Origin of the sequence: Streptomyces sp. NPDC053541, from assembly GCF_044544705.1 — a bacterium.
Taxonomy (GTDB): Bacteria; Actinomycetota; Actinomycetes; order Streptomycetales; family Streptomycetaceae; genus Streptomyces.
This window is the reverse complement of record NZ_JBITXM010000003.1, coordinates 89,522-108,102: the sequence shown is the minus strand read 5'-3', so window position 1 is coordinate 108,102 and position 18,581 is coordinate 89,522. Positions and strand designations below refer to the sequence as shown.

The window sequence follows — 18,581 nt, the reverse complement described above, 5'->3', positions numbered from 1 at the left end:
GGGCCGCGGGCCGGTGAGGGCCGCGGTCGGGGAGGGGCAGGACGCAGTCGCCGGCGGGGCGAAGGGGGGACGGAGAAGGGGACCGGTTCGGGGCCGGTGCGCGGAGCTGGTGCGACGGGCCGGTGCGAGGGTCTGGTGCGAAGGGCCGGTGCGGGGGGGGCGTCAGGCGGCCTGGCGGGAGGCGACTCCCGCCCGGCGCAGGGTCCGGCCGTTGTACTGCATGAGGTCGGCGGGGCGGCCGTCGGCGGAGCTGAGGAAGCGCCCGCTGAAGAGGACGTCGCCCTGGTCCGCCGCGGACACGCTGAAGACGAGGTCGGAGCCGACGGTGAGGACCCCGGAGACGCCGTTGTCCGCGTCCAGGCGCAGGGTGCCGCCGTCGTGCGCCTCGTGGGAGACCCGGATGGCGAGCTCTCCGTTGACGAACTCGCCGGCGAGGGCGGCGGTCCCGTCGTAGGGGCGGCCGGCGGGGACGGGCTGCTCGTAGTGGCCGATGCGCAGGCCGAGCAGGGCGTCGAGTTCGCCGACGAGGTCGAGCCAGGCCGCGAGGCCGGTGGTGGCGTTGGTGGTGAAGGCGAGCACGGTGCCGCTCGCCGGGTCGACGCGGACGTTGCACGAGCCGCCGTCGAGGGTGCCGTCGTGGCCGAGCCACAGACCGTCCGCACCCGGGTAGAGACCCCAGCCGGCGCCCCAGCCCGCGGCGAGCCCGAACGGCTCGGCGGCCGGCACGGCGCGGCCCATCGCCGCCAGGGCCTCGGGGTCGGCGAGGTCGGAGTCCAGGGCCTCGTGGCCCTCGCCGAGGAAGGCCCGGCCGAAGCGCACCAGATCGGTGGCGCTGCCCGCGATGCCTCCGGCGGCGGCCAGTGTCGACTCGCAGTAGAAGTCGACGGGTTCGGTGCGGCCGGTGGATAAGTCCACGGCGTGGCCGCTGACCGTGGCGCCCGGCCGGCGGCCCGGGCGCGGGTCCTCGACGAACGCGAGGTCGAGACCGGCGGGCATCATCACGTAGGACTCCAGGGAGTCCCACCAGCTCTGCCCGGTGAGCACCTCTATCACGTACGCGGCCACCGCGTAGCCGGTGTTGGAGTACGAGAAGGCGCGCCCGGGAACGCCGAAGTGCCCGTCGCGGACCACCGACTCGAAGTAGCGGCGCAGCGACGGGGTGCGGAGCGGGGCGCCTTCGTGGTCGGAGACCAGACCGGCGGTGTGGCTGAGGAGTTGACGCAGCGTCACCCGGGCCATGGGGTGGCCCGCGCCGACGGCGGCGTGTCCGGGGACGCCGGCGAGCAGTTCGGTCACCGGTGCGTCGAGCTCGGCCTCGCCGTCCTCCACGAGCTGCATCACCAGCGCGGCGGTGAAGAGCTTGCTGACCGATCCGTAGGCGAAGCGGGACCGGGGAGTCACCGGTCTGCCCGAGCCGGTCCGCTCGACCCCGGCGCAGAACTCCCACAGCGTGCCGTCCCTGTACAAGGACAGCTGGGCCCCGGGTATGCGGTGCTCAGCGGTCAGCTCGCGCACTCTTCCGGAGAAGGTGTCGACATCCATGATCTCTCGTACCCCCGTTCGAGAGTGTCGCGGCGTTGTGGGCCGCTCGACCTGATTGGGATGGCTGGCTCTACCTTCGGTGGTAGGGCCACCCGGATGGCGATCACAGACTCATCGATACCCGCGGCAATCTCAAGATCCTCCACCTCAAGCCGAAAACCGCAGGTCTGCGCCGTGCTACGAGGAGTGAGGCCTAAAATGATCGGATGCGTGACCTCGGCACCGATACGTCCCCTCCCGGCACCGCGCCCCACGATCCGTTCATCCGGGTGCGGGGCGCCCGTGAGCACAATCTGCGCGGGGTCGACGTCGACATCCCGCGGGACGCGCTCACCGTGTTCACGGGGGTGTCGGGGTCCGGGAAGTCCTCGCTGGCGTTCGGCACGGTGTACGCGGAGGCACAGCGGCGCTACTTCGAGTCGGTGGCGCCGTACGCGCGGCGGCTGATCCACCAGGTGGGGGCGCCGAAGGTCGGGGAGATCACCGGGCTGCCGCCGGCGGTGTCGCTCGAACAGCGGCGGGCGGCGCCGAGCGCGCGCTCCTCGGTGGGGACGGTGACCACGCTGTCCAACTCGCTGCGCATGCTGTTCTCCCGCGCGGGCTCCTATCCGCCCGGTGCCGAGCGGCTCGACTCGGACGCCTTCTCGCCCAACACCGCGGCCGGCGCCTGCCCTTCCTGCCACGGGCTCGGACGGGTGCACGAGACGAGTGAGGAACTGCTCGTGCCGGACCCGGGCCTGTCGATCCGGGAGGGGGCGATCGCGGCCTGGCCGGGCGCCTGGCAGGGGAAGAACCTGCGGGACGTGCTCGACGCGCTCGGGTACGACGTGGACCGCCCGTGGCGGGAGCTCGATCCGGCGGACCGGGAGTGGATCCTGTTCACGGACGAGCAGCCGGTGGTGACGGTGCACCCGGTGCGCGCGGCGGACCGGATCCAACGCCCCTACCAGGGCACGTACACGAGCGCCCGGCGTCATGTGCTGCACACCTTCTCCGACTCCAGGAGCGCGACGCTGCGGGCCGAGCGCTTCCTCACCAGCGCTCCGTGTCCGGTGTGCGGGGGCAGCCGGCTGCGGCCCGAGGCGCTGGCGGTGACCTTCGCGGGCCGTACGATCGCGGAGCTCGCGGCGCTGCCGCTGACCGCGCTCGCGCGGACGCTGGCGGCGCACGAGGGCTCGGAGACGGCCCGGGTGCTCACCGAGGACCTGGTGGCGCGGATCGCGACCGTGACCGAGCTGGGGCTCGGCTATCTCAGCCTGGACCGGGCGACGCCGACGCTGTCCAACGGGGAGCTGCAGCGGCTGCGGCTCGCCACCCAGCTGCGGGCGGGCCTGTTCGGCGTGGTGTACGTGCTCGACGAGCCGTCCGCCGGGCTGCACCCGGCGGACACCGAGGCGCTCCTCGTGGTGCTCGACCGGCTGAAGGCGGCCGGGAACACCGTCTTCGTGGTGGAGCACCACCTGGACGTGGTCCGGCACGCCGACTGGCTGGTCGACGTGGGACCGCGGGCCGGCGAGCACGGCGGCCGGGTGCTGCACAGCGGTCCCGTGGCGGGGCTCGCGGAGGTGGCCGGCTCGGCGACCCGCCGTTTCCTCTTCGACCGGGAGCCGGTGCCGGAGCGGACCGCGCGGACCCCGTCCGGGGAGCTGAAGGTCGGCCCGGTGACCCGGCACAATCTGCGCGGCCTGGAGGCGGTGTTCCCGCTGGGGGCGCTCACGGCGGTCACGGGCGTGTCCGGCTCGGGCAAGTCGACGCTGGTGGGTGCGCTCACCGGGGCGGCGGAGGCGAGCGGGGAGGTGAGCCGGGTGGTCACCGTGGACCAGAGGCCGATCGGCCGCACCCCGCGCTCCAACCTCGCCACGTACACCGGGCTCTTCGACGTCGTGCGCAAGCTGTTCACCGCGACGGAGGAGGCGCGGGAGCGCGGCTACAAGGCGGGCCGGTTCTCCTTCAACGTGCCCGGCGGGCGCTGCGAGACCTGCCAGGGCGAGGGCTTCGTCTCGGTGGAGCTGCTGTTCCTGCCGAGCACGTACGCTCCGTGTCCGGACTGCCACGGGGCCCGCTACAACCCGGAGACGCTGCGGGTGCGGCTGCGCGGGCTGACCATCGCCGAGGTGCTCGACCTGACCGTGGAGGCCGCCGCGGACTTCTTCGCCGACACCCCGGCGGCGGCCCGCCCGCTGCGCACCCTGCTCGACGTGGGCCTCGGCTACCTCCGGCTCGGCCAGCCGGCCACCGAGCTGTCCGGCGGCGAGGCGCAGCGCATCAAGCTCGCCGCCGAGCTGCAGCGCCCGCGCCGGGCACACACCCTGTACGTGCTGGACGAGCCGACGACGGGGCTGCACCCGGCGGACGTGGAGGTGCTGATGCGGCAGCTGCACGGGCTCGCCGACGCCGGGCACACGGTGGTCGTGGTCGAGCACGACATGGACGTGGTGGCGAGCGCCGACCGGGTCCTCGACCTGGGCCCGGGCGGCGGCGCGGAGGGCGGCCGGATCGTGGCCGAGGGCACCCCCGCGGAGGTGGCCCGCACCCCGGGCAGCCGCACCGCCCGCTTCCTCGCGGCCCGGCTCGGGGTCTGATCCCGTCAGACGGCCGCCGGGGCGAACCGGTGGAGTTCGTCGGTGCCGGGCTGAACCACGCCGTAGCTGTTCTCCGGCACCTCGTTCCAGGCGCCCGGCAGGTCACCGAGGGGCTCGGAGACGACGAGGCGGCTCTCCTCGGAGAGCTCCCTGAGGAAGGCGACGTCGGGGTGGAGCTTGCGCAGGGCTTCCACCCGGCTGCTGTAGAACAGCGAGCGGGAGGCGCGGGCGCTGGAGTAGCGGAAGGCCCAGACCCGCCGGCCCTCGGTGACGGCGAGCGTCATCTGGAGCGGGTACGCGATGCCGTGGGCCCGGCCGACGCTCTCGACGACGCCCGCCATGCGGGCGACGGCGGCGGGCGGGTCCTCGTCCAGGCCGAAGGTGAGGGCCAGGTAGAACATGATCTCGGAGTCCGTGGTGCCCTGGATGTCGGGGTAGAGCCGGGGATCGACGAGCAGGGCGAGCTCGCGGCGCACCTCGTGGAACCGGGCGATGGCCCCGTTGTGCATGAACATCCAGCGCCCGTGCCGGAACGGGTGGCAGTTGGACTGCTGCACGGCCGTGCCGGTGGAGGCGCGGATGTGGGCGAAGAACAGCGAGGAGCGGACGTGGTCCGCCACCTCCCGCAGGTTGCGGTTGTTCCATGCGGGTCCCACGTCCGTGAGGAGGGCGGGCGTCGTGGCCTCCTTCGAGTACCAGCCGACGCCGAAGCCGTCGCCGTTGGTCGTCTCCACCCCCATCTTGGCGTGCAGGCTCTGGTCGATCAGCGAGTGTTCGGGCCGGTACAGGATCGTGTCGAGCAGCACCGGCGTTCCCCAGTACGCGAGCCATCTGCACATGAACCCATTCTCGGTGCCGGTCCGGCGGCTCGCCACCGCCGGGCCGGCCCGTGCCCTCAGCCGCGCCCGGCCTTGCGGCGGGCCCGCAGCCACTCCTTGTTCATGGCGGCGATCGAGGGGAGCGGGATGCCCTTGGGGCAGGCGGTGGCGCACTCGCCGGTGAGGGTGCAGCCGCCGAAGCCCTCGGCGTCCATCTGCGCGACCATGTCGAGCACCCGGGTCTCGCGTTCCGGCGCGCCCTGCGGGAGCACGTTCAGGTGGTTGACCTTGGCCGAGGTGAAGAGCATGGCCGAGCCGTTCGGGCAGGCGGCGACGCAGGCGCCGCAGCCGATGCACTCGGCGTGCTCGAAGGCGAGGTCGGCGTCGGCCTTGGGGACCGGGGTGGCGTGCGCCTCGGGGGCGGAGCCGGTGGGGACGCTGACGTATCCGCCGGCCTGGATGATCCGGTCGAAGGCGGAGCGGTCGACGACCAGGTCCTTGACGACCGGGAAGGCGGCGGCCCGCCAGGGTTCGACGTCGATGGTGTCGCCGTCCCGGAAGGAGCGCATGTGCAGCTGGCAGGTGGTGGTGCGCTCGGGGCCGTGGGCGTCGCCGTTGATGACGAGGCTGCAGGCGCCGCAGATGCCCTCGCGGCAGTCGTGGTCGAAGGCGACGGGGTCCTCGCCGCGCAGGATCAGTTCCTCGTTGAGGGTGTCGAGCATCTCCAGGAAGGACATGTCCGGGGAGATCCCGTCCACCTCGTAGGTGGCCATGGCGCCGTCGGCGCCGGCGTTCTTCTGCCGCCAGACGCGCAGGTTCAGCCTCATGCGTAGCTCCGCTGGGTGGGGTGGACGTACTCGAAGGTGAGGTCCTCCTTGTGGAGGACGGGTGCGCCGCCGGTGAACTCCCAGGCGGCGGCGTACGAGAACTCCTCGTCGCGGCGGGCCGCTTCGCCGTCCGGGGTCTGGGACTCCTCGCGGAAGTGGCCGCCGCAGGACTCGGCGCGGTGCAGCGCGTCGAGGCACATGAGCTCGGCGAGCTCCAGGTAGTCGACGATCCGGTTGGCCTTCTCCAGGGACTGGTTGAACTCCTCGCCGGTGCCGGGCACCTTGATGCGGCGCCAGAACTCCTCGCGGATCTCGGGGATGCGGCGCAGCGCCTTGCGCAGTCCGCTCTCGGTGCGGGCCATGCCGCAGAACTCCCACATGACTTCGCCGAGTTCGCGGTGGAAGGAGTCGGGGGTGCGGTCGCCGTCGACGGCGAGGAGCAGGTTCAGCCGGTCCTCGGTCTCGGCGAGCACCTCGCGCACGGCCGGGTGGGCGTCGTCGACCGGGGCGGGGTGCGGGTGGCGGGCCAGGTAGTCGTTGAGGGTGGCGGGCAGCACGAAGTAGCCGTCGGCGAGGCCCTGCATGAGGGCGGAGGCGCCGAGCCGGTTGGCGCCGTGGTCGGAGAAGTTGGCCTCGCCGATGGCGAAGAGGCCGGGGATCGTGGTCTGGAGGTCGTAGTCGACCCAGAGGCCGCCCATCGTGTAGTGCACGGCGGGGTAGATCCGCATCGGCGTCTCGTACGGGTTCTCGGCGGTGATCCGCTCGTACATGTCGAAGAGGTTGCCGTACTTCTCCTCGACCTTCGCGCGGCCCATGCGCCGGATGGCGTCGGCGAAGTCGAGGTAGACGCCCTCCCGTCGCCCGCCACCGCCCTCAACCGAGGAGCCTTCGGCTCCGCCCCTTTGATTCTGGCCTCCGGGGCCCACTCCCCTGCCCTCGTCGCAGACGTTCTTGGCGGCGCGGGAGGCGATGTCGCGGGGCACGAGGTTGCCGAAGGAGGGGTAGATGCGCTCCAGGTAGTAGTCGCGCTCGTCCTCGGGGATCTCGTGGGCGGGGCGGGTATCGCCCTGGGCCTTGGGGACCCAGATGCGTCCGTCGTTGCGCAGCGACTCGCTCATCAGGGTGAGCTTGGACTGGTGGTCGCCGGTGCGCGGGATGCAGGTGGGGTGGATCTGGGTGAAGCAGGGGTTGGCGAAGTACGCTCCGCGCCGGTGGGCCCGCCACACGGCGGTGGCGTTGGAGTTCATGGCGTTGGTGGACAGGTAGAAGACGTTGCCGTAGCCGCCGGTGGCGAGGACGACGGCGTCGGCGTAGTGGGTGGAGACCGCGCCGGTGATCAGGTCGCGGGCGACGATGCCGCGGGCCCGGCCGTCGATGACGATCAGGTCGAGCATCTCGGTGCGCGGGTGCATCTCGACGTTGCCGGCGGCGATCTGCCGGGACAGCGCCTGGTAGGCGCCGAGGAGCAGCTGCTGGCCGGTCTGGCCGCGGGCGTAGAAGGTGCGGGAGACCTGGACGCCGCCGAAGGAGCGGGTGTCGAGCAGTCCGCCGTATTCGCGGGCGAAGGGGACGCCCTGGGCGACGCACTGGTCGATGATCTCGACGGAGATCTGGGCGAGCCGGTGCACGTTGGACTCGCGGGCCCGGAAGTCGCCGCCCTTGACGGTGTCGTAGAAGAGGCGGTGTACGGAGTCGCCGTCGTTGCGGTAGTTCTTGGCGGCGTTGATGCCGCCCTGGGCGGCGATGGAGTGGGCCCGGCGCGGGGAGTCCTGGTAGCAGAACTGGACGACCTGGTAGCCCTGTTCGGCGAGGGTGGCGCCGGCGGAACCGCCGGCCAGGCCGGTGCCGACGACGATGACGCGGTGGCCGCGCCGGTTGGCGGGGTTGACCAGCTTCGCCTGGAAGCGGCGGGTGTCCCAGCGTTCGGCGATGGGGCCGGCGGGGGCGGCGGTGTCGGCGATCGGCTCGCCGACGGTGAAGGCGGCGTAGTCGGTGCGGTCGCCGTGATCGCGGTGATCGGTGGAGTCGCTGTAGGTCATGGTCACTTCACCACTCCGGTCATGACGCCGACGGGGACGGCGATGAAGCCCGCGGTCAGGACGAGGGCGAGGGCGTCGGCGAGGAGGCGCAGGGTGCGCTCGCGGCGGGCGCTGCCCACGCCGAGGGTCTGGGCGGCGCTCCAGAAGCCGTGCCGCACGTGGAGGCCCACGGCGAGCATGGCGACGATGTAGATGACGTTGCCGTACCAGGTGGAGAAGGTGTCGATCACGTTCTGGTAGGGCTTGCCGTCCTCGAAGCCGCCGGTGTGGACGGTGCCGGTGGTGAGGTCGAGGACGTGCCAGACGATGAACAGGGCGAGGATCACGCCGCCCCAGCGCATGGTGCGGGTCGCGTAGGAGGAGCCCTTGCGGCGGTGCACGTAGCGGGTGGGGCGGGCCCTGAGGTCGCGCCGGCTGAGCTGGTAGGCGGAGACGGCGTGCGCCAGGACGGCGGCGAGCAGGGTGATCCGGGCGATCCACAGGCCCCACTGGTGGTGCAGGACCGGGGCGCCCATGACGCGGAGCCAGTGCCCGTAGCCGTTGAACTCCTCGGGGCCGAAGAAGACCTTGAGGTTGCCCGCGACGTGGGCGACCAGGTAGGCGAGCATGATCAGGCCGCTCACGGCCATCACGGTCTTCTTGCCGAGGGTCGACGCCCAGAAGCCGCGGGTGGGGGCGGCGGCCGGGGGCGGGGCGGTCCGCCGTTCGGACTTCGTTGCCAGAGCCATGGAAGCGACGCTAGGGGCGAAGGGCCCGAGAGGTCCAAGACATGGTTCGGCTCATCTCGATAGGCGTCACCTATGCATCCGGGTAGGCTGGTGCCATGCAGTTCCAGCAGCTCCTCTACTTCGTCGCCGTCGCCGAGACCCGCCACTTCACCCGGGCCGCCGAGCGGGTGCACGTCTCGCAGCCCTCGCTGTCCCAGCAGATCAAGGCCCTGGAGCAGGAGCTGGGCGCGGAGCTGTTCAGCCGGGCCCGGGGCAACATCGCGCTCACCGACGCGGGCGAGGCCCTGTTGCCGCTGGCCCGCCGGATCCTCGCCGACACGGACACCGCGCGGCACGAGGTGCAGGAGCTGGTGCAGCTGAGGCGCGGCCGGGTGCGGCTCGGCGCGACGCCCAGTCTGTGCACCGGGCTGCTGCCGGACGTGCTGCGCGACTTCCACGACCTGCACCCGGGGATCCGGCTGCTGATCGAGGAGGGCGGCTCCCACGACCTGGTGCGCGAGCTGGCGCGCGGGGCGCTCGACCTGGCCCTGGTGGTGCTGCCGCTGCCCACCCCGTCACCCGCGCTGACCACCGTGGAGCTGCTGACCGAGGACCTGGTGGTGGTGTCCTCCGCCTCGGCGCCGGCGCCCCGCCGGCCGGTGCGGGTCGCGGATCTGCGCGAGCAGCCGCTCGTGATGTTCCGGCACGGCTACGACCTGCGGGAACTGACCGTGGCGGCCTGCCGCGCGGAGGGCTTCGAGCCCTCCTTCACGGTGGAGGGCGGCGAGCTGGACGCCGTCCTCGGTTTCGTACGGGCCGGGCTCGGCCTCGCCGTGGTGCCGGCCATGGTGGCCGCCCGGGCGGGCCGCGACCTGCGCGTCACGGCCCTGGCGCGGCCGGGCCTGCGCCGGACGATCGCGCTGGCCCACCGCAGCGACGTGGCCCCGCCGCGGGCGGCCCGGGAGCTGCAGAAGCTGCTCATGGCCACCCGCCGGGGCACCCCGGCGGAGTAGCCCGGGCGCGGCGGCCTCGGATCCGGCAGGCCCCGGCGGCGCACCGGACGGCGCCCTCGTCCGCCGCCCCCGTGCAAGGGCGCGGCCCCGTCCGCGGGCCCGCCGCACCGTGCCCGTGCCCGGTGTCGCTACACCGCGTCCACCAGCGCCAGCGAGCGGATCCGGTCCGGGGCGCCGGGCCGGGCGTAGTACCAGCCCTGGGCGGTGTCGCAGCCCAGTTCGCGCAGCTGCTGGGCCTGCGCGCCGGTCTCGACGCCCTCCACGGTGACCGCGAGCTCCAGGCTGTGGGCGAGCTGCACGATGCCCTCGACGATCTTGATGTCGACCGGGTCCACCGGGTGCTGCTGCATGCCCTGGGTGAAGGAGCGGTCCAGCTTGAGCACGCTCACCGGGAGGCGGCGCAGGTTGGCCAGGTTGGAGTAGCCGGTGCCGAAGTCGTCGAGCGCGATGTCCACGCCCATCTCGGCGAGCTGCCGCAGCGGCTTGAGCAGGTCGTCGTCGGCGCCGATGAGCGCGGACTCGGTGACCTCCAGGCAGAGCGCGCCCGGCTCCAGGCCGGAGCGCTCCAGGACGTCGACGGTCTCGGCGACCAGGCCGGGGTGGTGCAGCTGGGTCGGGGAGAGGTTGACGTTGATCCGCAGGGGACCGGTCGCGGGGTGTCCGCCGGGGGCCTCGTCCTGCCAGAACCGGGCCTGGCGCACGGCCTCCTGGAGCACCCAGCGGCCCAGCGGCACGATCAGCCCGGTGTTCTCGGCGAGCGGGATGAAGCGGTCGGGGCCGAGCACCCCGTGCTGCGGGTGGCACCAGCGGACCAGCGCCTCGGCGCCGTGCACGCTGCCGTCGCCGAGGTGGACCAGCGGCTGGTACTCGATGAAGAACTCGCCGCGCTCCAGGGCGGCGGGCAGCGCGGTGGTCAGCCCGTGCCGGGTGATGGCCCGCGCGTCGGCCTCCTCGTCGGCGTACTCGAAGCGGTTGCCGCCCGCCGACTTGGCCCGGTACATGGTGATGTCGGCGCTGCGCAGCACCTCGGCCGCGGTCCGCTCGCCGGCCGGGCCCTCGACGACGCCGACGCTGCCGCGCACGGTGAGCTCGCGTCCGTCGATGCTGATCGGGGTGGCGAGCGAGGCGAGGATGCGGTCGGCCAGCTCGCCGACCTTGCGCTCGCTGCCGGCGCCGGTGGTGAGCGCCACGAACTCGTCGCCGCCGAGCCGGGCGACCATCTCGCCGGGGGCGGTGACACAGCTCTGCAGCCGGTCGGCGACCTCCACGAGCAGCCGGTCGCCGGTCGAGTGCCCGAGGCTGTCGTTGATCACCTTGAAGCCGTCGAGGTCGAGGTAGGCGAGGCCGAAGCTGGTGTCGCCGCCCGGGGCGAGGGTCTTCTCCAGGCGCTCGAAGAACAGCGTGCGGTTGGGCAGCCCGGTGAGCGCGTCGTGGGTGGCCTCGTAGCGCAGCCGGAGGTTGAGCAGCCGCCGCTCGGTGGTGTCCTCCATCAGGGCCAGCTGGTACTGCGGCCGGCCGGCGGCGTCGCGCAGCAGCGAGACCGTGAGGTTGGTCCACAGGACGGTGCCGTCGCCGCGGTAGAAGGGCTTCTCCACCCGGTACGACTCGCGCTCGCCGCGGACCAGTTCGTCGTAGAGCCGCCAGACGTGCGGGCCGTCCTCCGGGTGCCCCCATTCGAGGATGTTCTTGCTGGTGACGGTGTGCTCCAGGCCGCCGAACATCCGGGTGAGGGTCTCGTTGACCTCCAGGATGTTGCCGTCGAGGTCGGCGATGCCGATGCCGATGGCGGCGCCGTCGAAGACCGCGCGGAAGCGGCTCTCGGTGGCGTGCAGGGCGAGTTCGGCGGCGCTGCGGGCGGAGAGCGCGGAGTGCGCGATGGACTCCTGCTCGACGAGGGTGCGTTCGCGCAGCGCCTGCGCGAAGCCGGCGGCCATGGCGTGCTGGAGCCGGGAGCAGCGGGCGCGCAGCTCCTCGGCGCCCACGCCCTGCTCGTCGCCGCAGTACAGCACGAGGTAGGCGTCGACGACGCCGAGGCTGCGGGCGAGCGCGTCCGGGTCGGTGCAGTGCGCGGCCACCAGGGCCTGCCCGACCCGGTGCGCGGGCGCCGTCTCGAACGGCCGGGCGTGCAGCGCCTCGCACAGCTCGCGGGCCGGCGGCAGCAGGTGCCGCTCGAATTCCTGACGGGTCATCGAGGTGGCGGTGACCGGGAACACGGCGCGGCTCCAGATGGTCACGAACCGCCTGAGTCTGTCCTCCGGTCCGTCGGCCACGGAACCGGCAGGCTGGGACGGCACCTTCACGCCTTGCGCCCCACCCCTGCGAACCCGGAGAAGGCGAAGGGGTCCTCCTCCTCGTCCGGGCTGTCGGGCCGCCACAGCGGCATGGGCACCACGCCCGGTTCGACGATCCCGGTGCCGTCGAAGAAGCGGCTGACCTCCTCGTGGGAGCGCATCACCAGCGGGTTGCGGATGTCGCGGTAGACGCCGACGGCGCCGCCGGCCCGTTCCTGCGGCACGGGGATGCCCTCGTACGAGGCGTGGGTGAGGACCAGCAGACTGCCGGGCACGAGCGCGTCGACCAGCTCGGCGACGGCGGCGTGCGGCTCGTCGGCGTCCTCCAGGAAGTGCAGCACCGCGACCAGGAGCAGGGCCACCGGCCGGTCCAGGTCGAGCAGTCCGGTGACCTCGGGGCTGTGCAGGATCTCGCGCGGCTTGCGCAGGTCCGCGGCGACCACGGCCGAGCGGGGGTCGTCGGCGAGCACGGCCCGGCTGTGGGCCACGGCGACCGGGTCGTGGTCCACGTAGACGACCCGGGCGGCCTCGCTGGCGGCCTGGGCGATCTCGTGGACGTTGCCGAAGGTCGGTATCCCGGAGCCGATGTCGAGGAACTGCGTGACGTCGTTGTCAACGGCGTAGCGCACGGCGCGGCGCATGAAGGCGCGGTTCGCCTGCATGATCTTGGGCAGTCCCGGCAGGAACTCCATGGCCTTGCGGGCCGCTTCCCGGTCCACTTCGAAATTGTGCGAGCCGCCCAGATAGAAGTCGTACATACGGGACACGCTCGGCACCGAAATATCGATGCCCGGCGGGGCCCAGGCGGGACGCTCCATCAAAGTCTCCAACAAGTCGCCGTGAGATGTGGCCAGGTGTTCGCGGCCTGTGTTCGAGCTGAGGCTACTGATCGCCCGCCGAGAGAGCGAGAGGAAACGGAAATTCGCGATCCGTTCTTGGTCACACGCCTTTGGCACGTGCTCGGGGTAAGGAAGAGTTCACGCCTTCAGGGCGTGCACATTCACGTGCATATGATCGTGCGGGGCCGTGACCTGCGCTCCCTCCCGGTCAGACGGCAACACCGAGGGATGTCCGACACCAACCTGCGGCGACAACCGGCCAGTTCCCGGATTCGGGCAGGCCGGACCGCGCGCGCCGCTCGCGCACCACCCTCACACGCCGTCCGGCCGGGCGCCGCCGATCGGTGGTCAATCCCCCGCAACGACGGGCCTCTTGGCGCGTTGGGCAGCCCGTGAGACGACAGAGTCGACGGAAACGTCAAACCCCCGCACCCCCAGATCCGCTCCAACAGGGGAATCCGGGGCCGTTCCGGCCCGTTCGGCCACCCCGTCTGATCATGCTGCTCGGCGTGTCCCTCTTGCCTCAGTACCGGTTCTCCCGCTACGGAACGCGGCTGACGCGCCCGCTCGCGGCCGGCGCGCTGGTGTGGCTGCTGACCGCACCGGCCGCGCCGGCGACCGCCGACGCGTGCGCCTGGGCCGTGACCGGGCCCGGCGGATCGAGCGGGGTGGCGATCGCGGGGAAGGGGCCGTGTCATCCGGCCCATCCCCCGCACCCCACGCACCCCCCGCATCCGACCCATCCGCCGCACCCGACGCATCCCCCGCACCCGTCCAAGCCGCCCGAGCCGACCCCTGAGCCCACGCCCACCCCCAGGCCCACCCCGCCCCCGAAGCCGCCGGCCCCGCCGCCCCCGGTGCGCACCGCGCCGCCGCGACCCGCCCCTCCCCCGCCGCCGCGCCCCGCGCCGCGGCCGCCCGAACCGGCGCCGGAGCCCCCGAGCCCGTCGCCGGTCCCCACGGTGCGGCCGCGGCCTGCACCGGTGGCCCTGCCGCACTACAAGCGCACGAGCCGGGTCAAGCCGAAGAGCGCCCCCAACGTGCTCACCACGACCCTGCTCGTCACCGCCCCCGCGGTGTTCGCGACCGCGATCCTGCGCCCGCGGTCCCGCTGACGCCGGCGCTCGGCGGCTCCGCCCCCTCGACCAGCTCTCAACGGAGGAAACCCCCTTGTCCGAATGGGTAGTGCTCACCATCGCGATGGCCGCCGCGTGCGCCGTCGTGCTGGCCATCGTCGTCATCAACAACCGGCGGATCACCGAGGACGACGACCCCAGCGAGACCCCCGACGTCATCGAGTACATGACGATGATGATCGGCGTGGTCTACGCGATCGTCCTCGGCCTCGCCATCGCCGGCGTCTGGGAGGCCCGCAGCGCCGCCCAGGAGACCGTGCGCCAGGAGGCGCAGGCGATGCACGAGATCTCCCAGCGGGTGGAGGTCTACCCGCTCGCCACCCGGGAGCGGATCCGGGCGGACGTCGACGCGTACGTGCGGTTCGTCGTCGAGGACGAGTTCCCGTACATGGCCGATCACGCGGCGCTGAGCCCGACCGGTACGGAGCTGCTCCAGAAGGTGCGGCGCGGCGTCACGGACTACCAGCCGGCCAACGACTTCGAGGGCCAGGCCTACCAGCCGCTGGTGGACCAGGTCGCGGTCGCCGACGACGCCCGCAACGCGCGCGGCCAGAACGCGGGCGCGACGATGCCCGGCGTGGTGTGGTTCGGCCTCGTCATCGGCGCCCTGGTGACGGTGGGCCTGATCTTCACGCTGCAGATCCGGCGCACCGGCCGCGAGTTGCTGCTCGCCGGGCTCTTCAGCGCCCTGATCGCCTTCCTGCTCTTCCTGATCTGGGACTTCGACGCGCCGTTCAGCCGCGGTCTGGCGGCCACCGCCGCGCCGTTCGTGGATCTGTTCCCGCAGGTCACGGGCTGACCAACGGGCAGCGGTGGGGCCGAGTGGGGGACATCGGTGCCCCATTCGCACGTCTGGGATCGCGGCTGTGGTAGGGGGCTCCTAGCGTTTCGGGCATCGAGGGGCACGCCCCGCCGTTCTCGCGGGCATCCCGTCCGCGGCTGCTCCTCGGGGACCCGGAGGAATGACCATGCGCGCGATACGTGCCGCGTCCACCGCTGTGCTGGGGGCGGCCGCCCTCGCCCTGGCCGCCCCCCTGGCCGCCCCGTCCGCCCTCGCCGCCGACGGCGCCCCGGCGCCTGCCCGGCAGGCGCCCCCGGCCAAGGCTCCGGGCGACTTCGTCGTGTCGCCCGGGGTCGTCGCGCCCGGCGGCCGGATCACGCTCAGCGCGCCCGGCTGCGCCAGTACGGCGACGGCCTCGGCCGGCATCTTCGACACCGTGACCATCGCCCCCGGCTCCGCGGTCACCGCCACCGTGGACTCGGACGCCAAGCGCGGCGCCGTCTACACGGTGTCGTTCAACTGCACCGGCGGCGTGCAGGGCACCGTCGACCTGACGGTCAGCGGCGGGACGACGGCGACGCCGACGGCCCGCTCCACCGTGCTCACCACTCCGCGCGGGGTCGCGGGCGGGCTCGGCGGCTCCGTCGACGCGACCGACTCCTGGACCTTCGCCGCCGGCGGCGCGCTGGTGCTGGCCGCGGCCGGCGGTCTGGTCTTCGTGGTCCGTCGCAGGTCGTCGGCCTCCGACGGCCGGCGCCACTGACGGCGCCGGCGGTGCCGGGCCCCGCACCCGTGACGCCCGTCGCCCCCGAGCCCTGGAAGGGACTCGGGGGCGACGGGCGTTGCGGGCCGACCGGGAGGTTCGGCCGGTCAGGCCCCCGCGCCGGTCATGCGGCGCCGGCGGGCGATGAAGACGCCGCCGCCCAGCGCTGCGGCGGCGACGAGGCTGCCGCCGACCGCCATCTCGGTGGAGCTCGGGGCGAGCGAGCCGCCCAGACCGCCGGACGCGCCGCGGCCGGGCAGCACGCGGAACGGGTGGGTCACGACGGCGGTGTTGTCGCTGCACTTCACGGACAGGTTGTACTGGCCGGGCGTCGCGTTGTTGTAGACGCGGGCGATGGCGCTGGACAGTCCGTTGGAGTTCACCGACAGGTTGGTCTGCGGGAACGCGTTGGACGTGACCGTGCCGCCGTGGCCGCAGCCCTTGGCCGTGATGGTGATGGTCGAGCCCGCGTGGACGTCGTACGGATTGACCTGGACGTTGGACGGCCCGTTGGTGGCGGTGGCGAGGGGGGCCGCGAGCCCGAGCGCCGCGAACGCGGTCGCCGTCACCGCCAGAGTGCGTGCAACACGCATGGTTGAACCTCCAGTGGAAGACGCCCCAAAGCGGTGCTCCGGGAGATTCGACGAGTACGCCTTCCATGACGAACCCTCACAAACGGCGGCGACCTGCGCATTTCGGGATTGGGCCGCCCCGGTGAGGCCGGGTACCGGCCGAATGGGGGCGAGAATCTGACGGAGCCGCAGGTCACAGAGCGTCAGGTCGATCATCTGATGATGACTCGGATGGCCGATCACCCGTTCCCCCGTGCAGGGGCCTCCGGTACGGGTCGCTCCGGCGGCGGACACCCGTTCGCCCCGCCCGGCGGGCCGGTTCGCCGCCGCGCCCTTACCGTTCCCGTGACGCCATCAAGGGAGAACCATGAGCCCCAAGGACTTCAGCCTCTTCGACGCCGCCAGGAGACGCCAACCCTGGGGCGCGCTGGCTCTCGTCATGCTGTCCGGCCTGGCGATAATGCGCAACGGCGTGGGTTTCGAGTCCGGGCCGCCGCAGCCGGCCGCCGCCGCGCGCCCGGCCGTCCGGCCCAGCGCGCCCCCGGTGACCGTGGACGGCGTGCAGCCGCTGCCCTTCGCCCCGGCCTCCCGCATCCGGATCCCGGCGATCCGGGTGGCTGCCCCGATCATGGACGTGGGCCTGGACCAGAACGGCCTGATCGCGGCGCCGCCGCCGCAGGACGCCAACATCGCCGGCTGGTACCAGAACGGCATCGCGCCGGGCCAGCGCGGCACCTCGGTGATCGTCGGCCACGTCGACAACATGGCGGGCCCGGCGGTCTTCTACGGCCTCGGCTCACTCCAGAAGGGCCAGCACGTCGAGGTCGACCGCTACGACGGGCGGGTCGCCGTGTTCGAGGTCTACGGCGTCGAGGTGTACTCCAAGAACGACTTCCCCGGCGCGCAGGTGTACGGGGACACCGGGGCGCCCGAGCTGCGGGTGATCACCTGCGGCGGCGGCTACTCGCGCGCCCACGGCTACGACGGCAACGTGGTCGTCTACGCCAAGCTCGTCCGTACCCGCTGAGCGCCCCCGAGGCGCACGGCGAAGGGCCCCGGCACCCGCTCGCGGTGCCGGGGCCCTTCGCGCGGTCTCAGCGGCGCGGCACCGTGATGCTGTACCCGGCGTCCAGGAGCCGCGGCAGGTAGCGCTCCAGGGCGGCGACGGTGTGCGCGCGGTTGCCGCCGGCGTCGTGGTTGAGGACGACCACGCCCTCGCCCGCGCCGGCCAGGACCCGCCGGACGATGGTGTCGGCGGGCGGCTCCTTCCAGTCCAGGGTGTCCACGGTCCAGGCCAGCGGCTCCATGCCGAGCTCGGCGCCGATCTCGAAGGACAGGCGGTTCCACGCCCCGTAGGGCGCCCGGTACCACAACGGCGGTGTGCCCAGGGCTCGTTCGATGACGTCGCTGGTCGAGCCCAGCTCCTGGCGGATCCGGGAGGGCCGCAGCTTGGGCACCAGCGGATGGGACCAGGAGTGGTTGCCGACCACGTGCCCGTCCTCGGACATCTCCCGGAGCAGGTCCTGGTTGTCGACCGCCATCTCGCCGCACACGAAGAACATCGCCCGGCAGCCGTAGCGGCGCAGGGTCGCGAGGATCTGCGGGGTGTAGCGGGGGTCGGGGCCGTCGTCGAAGGTGAGCACCATCGAGCGTCCTACGCCGGTGAGGTGGAGGAAGGGCCGGGTGCGCACCGGCGGCAGGGCGCGCCGGAAGGCGGGCGGGGCGTAGCCGGTCATCGGCTGGAGCCGGTACGCGGCGGGCCGCAGTCGCGCGGCCCGCGCCTGGGCCTGCGCCTGCGGTCCGGCGGCGGGCGCCGGGCGTACGGGCCGGGCGGGCGCCCCGGCGGCGGCGCCGGGTGCCGTCCCGGAGTCGGGGCCGCCCATGCGGTCCGCGGCGAAGACCCCGACGGTGGCGGTGGCGCCCAGGGCGGCGGCGAGGCGCAGCAGCGCCCGGCGCCCTGTGATCGTCTCATCCTTTTTCATGACCAATGGTGCGAACGGAGGACGGCGGCGGCCGCGCAGCGACACCGGTCCCCCGTCGGAAAACACCTGATGAGCCGATAGCCTCGAAGGGTGAGTGGATTCGAACGTGGTACGGACGGCCCGAAGGTGATCGTCGCCGGGGTCGACGGTTCGGCCTCCTCGCTGCGCGCGGCGGCGTACGCGGCCGGGCTGGCCCGGCGGCAGAACGCGCTGCTGGCCCTCGTCTACGTGCAGCCGGTGCTCGCGGCCGGCGCCTCGATGGGGGCGCCGATCGCCGGGGCCACCGAGGAGATCGCCGAGGGCCTGGTGGCCGAGATCCGGGAGTCGGCGGAGCGCGTCAAGGAGATCTTCCGGGTGCGCTGGGAGTTCCACACCTTCCGCGGGGACGCGTACGCGGGTCTGGTCTCGGCCGCCGACGAGCTGAAGGCGGACGCGGTGGTGGTCGGGGCGTCGGAGTCGGCGGGGCACCGCTTCGTGGGCTCGGTGGCGGTGCGCCTGGTGAAGGCGGGCCGCTGGCCGGTCACGGTCGTGCCCTAGGGGGTGTCTTGTCGATCAGGCCGGATCTGGGGGCACCTCCCGTGCCCGGAGGGCTACGGGGGAGAGCGGCGTCCGGTGCATGGGGTCTCCCCAGGCCCGTCAGGGCCGAGGGTTGGGGTCTCCCCGGGCCCGCCAGGGCCCCAGGGGAAGGA

General features: G+C 73.1%; 16 protein-coding genes. 7 read left to right on the top strand and 9 right to left on the bottom strand.

The annotated features are described in order from the left end of the window. Positions 1-162: 162 nt before the first annotated feature. Positions 163-1,542, bottom strand: coding sequence for a serine hydrolase domain-containing protein (locus ACIGW2_RS07805; protein ID WP_361576086.1), 1,380 nt, complete (start codon positions 1,540-1,542; stop codon positions 163-165). 206 nt (positions 1,543-1,748) lie between these two features. Here ACIGW2_RS07805 and ACIGW2_RS07800 point away from each other — a divergent pair, with 206 nt between their 5' ends. Further along, a complete protein-coding gene (locus ACIGW2_RS07800; RefSeq protein ID WP_399841909.1) occupies positions 1,749-4,124 on the top strand; it encodes an ATP-binding cassette domain-containing protein in 2,376 nt (791 codons plus the stop codon). 5 nt (positions 4,125-4,129) lie between these two features. On the opposite strand, the gene ACIGW2_RS07795 is transcribed toward ACIGW2_RS07800, so the two are convergent. From ACIGW2_RS07795 to ACIGW2_RS07780, 4 genes are read right to left on the bottom strand one after another with little or no spacing between them, the layout of a single operon-like run. Next, on the bottom strand, positions 4,130-4,963 hold the full coding sequence (locus ACIGW2_RS07795; protein WP_399841907.1) for a class II glutamine amidotransferase: 834 nt from the start codon (positions 4,961-4,963) through the stop codon (positions 4,130-4,132). Between the two features lie 56 nt (positions 4,964-5,019). Then, positions 5,020-5,769, bottom strand: coding sequence for a succinate dehydrogenase/fumarate reductase iron-sulfur subunit (locus tag ACIGW2_RS07790; protein ID WP_391652215.1), 750 nt, complete (start codon positions 5,767-5,769; stop codon positions 5,020-5,022). After that, on the bottom strand, positions 5,766-7,808 hold the full coding sequence (locus ACIGW2_RS07785; protein WP_399841902.1) for a fumarate reductase/succinate dehydrogenase flavoprotein subunit: 2,043 nt from the start codon (positions 7,806-7,808) through the stop codon (positions 5,766-5,768). The genes ACIGW2_RS07790 and ACIGW2_RS07785 overlap by 4 nt, the downstream gene beginning before the upstream one ends. Positions 7,809-7,810: 2 nt before the next feature. Then, positions 7,811-8,536 (bottom strand): succinate dehydrogenase, encoded by a 726-nt coding sequence (locus tag ACIGW2_RS07780; protein ID WP_399841899.1) that lies wholly within the window; start codon positions 8,534-8,536, stop codon positions 7,811-7,813. Between the two features lie 95 nt (positions 8,537-8,631). Between ACIGW2_RS07780 and ACIGW2_RS07775 the strand changes: the two genes are divergently transcribed. Then, on the top strand, positions 8,632-9,528 hold the full coding sequence (locus ACIGW2_RS07775; RefSeq protein WP_399841896.1) for a LysR family transcriptional regulator: 897 nt from the start codon (positions 8,632-8,634) through the stop codon (positions 9,526-9,528). Between the two features lie 128 nt (positions 9,529-9,656). On the opposite strand, the gene ACIGW2_RS07770 is transcribed toward ACIGW2_RS07775, so the two are convergent. Both ACIGW2_RS07770 and ACIGW2_RS07765 read right to left on the bottom strand, forming a co-directional pair. Next, entirely contained in the window at positions 9,657-11,828 is a 2,172-nt protein-coding gene (locus ACIGW2_RS07770; protein ID WP_361576065.1) for an EAL domain-containing protein, read from the bottom strand. Next, positions 11,825-12,637: an SAM-dependent methyltransferase gene (locus ACIGW2_RS07765; protein WP_399841893.1), complete on the bottom strand. Its 813-nt coding sequence runs from the start codon at positions 12,635-12,637 to the stop codon at positions 11,825-11,827. The genes ACIGW2_RS07770 and ACIGW2_RS07765 overlap by 4 nt, the downstream gene beginning before the upstream one ends. A gap of 1,004 nt (positions 12,638-13,641) precedes the next feature. Here ACIGW2_RS07765 and ACIGW2_RS07760 point away from each other — a divergent pair. The 3 genes from ACIGW2_RS07760 to ACIGW2_RS07750 all read left to right on the top strand — a co-directional run bounded on the left by ACIGW2_RS07760 (position 13,642) and on the right by ACIGW2_RS07750 (position 15,338). Further along, positions 13,642-13,773, top strand: coding sequence for a hypothetical protein (locus tag ACIGW2_RS07760; protein ID WP_399841891.1), 132 nt, complete (start codon positions 13,642-13,644; stop codon positions 13,771-13,773). Between the two features lie 55 nt (positions 13,774-13,828). Beyond that, entirely contained in the window at positions 13,829-14,593 is a 765-nt protein-coding gene (locus tag ACIGW2_RS07755; RefSeq protein ID WP_399841888.1) for a DUF4239 domain-containing protein, read from the top strand. Positions 14,594-14,762: 169 nt separating this feature from the next. Continuing rightward, a complete protein-coding gene (locus ACIGW2_RS07750; protein ID WP_399841885.1) occupies positions 14,763-15,338 on the top strand; it encodes a hypothetical protein in 576 nt (191 codons plus the stop codon). A gap of 107 nt (positions 15,339-15,445) precedes the next feature. Here the strand turns inward: ACIGW2_RS07750 and ACIGW2_RS07745 are convergent, their stop codons facing one another. Next, positions 15,446-15,931, bottom strand: a complete 486-nt coding sequence (locus ACIGW2_RS07745; protein WP_361576050.1) for a hypothetical protein — start codon at positions 15,929-15,931, stop codon at positions 15,446-15,448. Between the two features lie 346 nt (positions 15,932-16,277). On the opposite strand from ACIGW2_RS07745, the gene ACIGW2_RS07740 reads away from it, so the two are divergent. Next, positions 16,278-16,937, top strand: coding sequence for a class F sortase (locus ACIGW2_RS07740; RefSeq protein WP_361576047.1), 660 nt, complete (start codon positions 16,278-16,280; stop codon positions 16,935-16,937). 67 nt (positions 16,938-17,004) lie between these two features. Here ACIGW2_RS07740 and ACIGW2_RS07735 read toward each other — a convergent pair whose 3' ends face one another. Then, the gene (locus ACIGW2_RS07735; protein ID WP_399841882.1) at positions 17,005-17,892 is read right to left on the bottom strand and encodes a polysaccharide deacetylase family protein; all 888 of its coding nucleotides are present in this window, start codon (positions 17,890-17,892) and stop codon (positions 17,005-17,007) included. Positions 17,893-17,982: 90 nt separating this feature from the next. Here ACIGW2_RS07735 and ACIGW2_RS07730 point away from each other — a divergent pair, with 90 nt between their 5' ends. Next, on the top strand, positions 17,983-18,429 hold the full coding sequence (locus ACIGW2_RS07730; RefSeq protein WP_356071334.1) for a universal stress protein: 447 nt from the start codon (positions 17,983-17,985) through the stop codon (positions 18,427-18,429). The last annotated feature ends 152 nt before the right edge of the window (positions 18,430-18,581 follow it).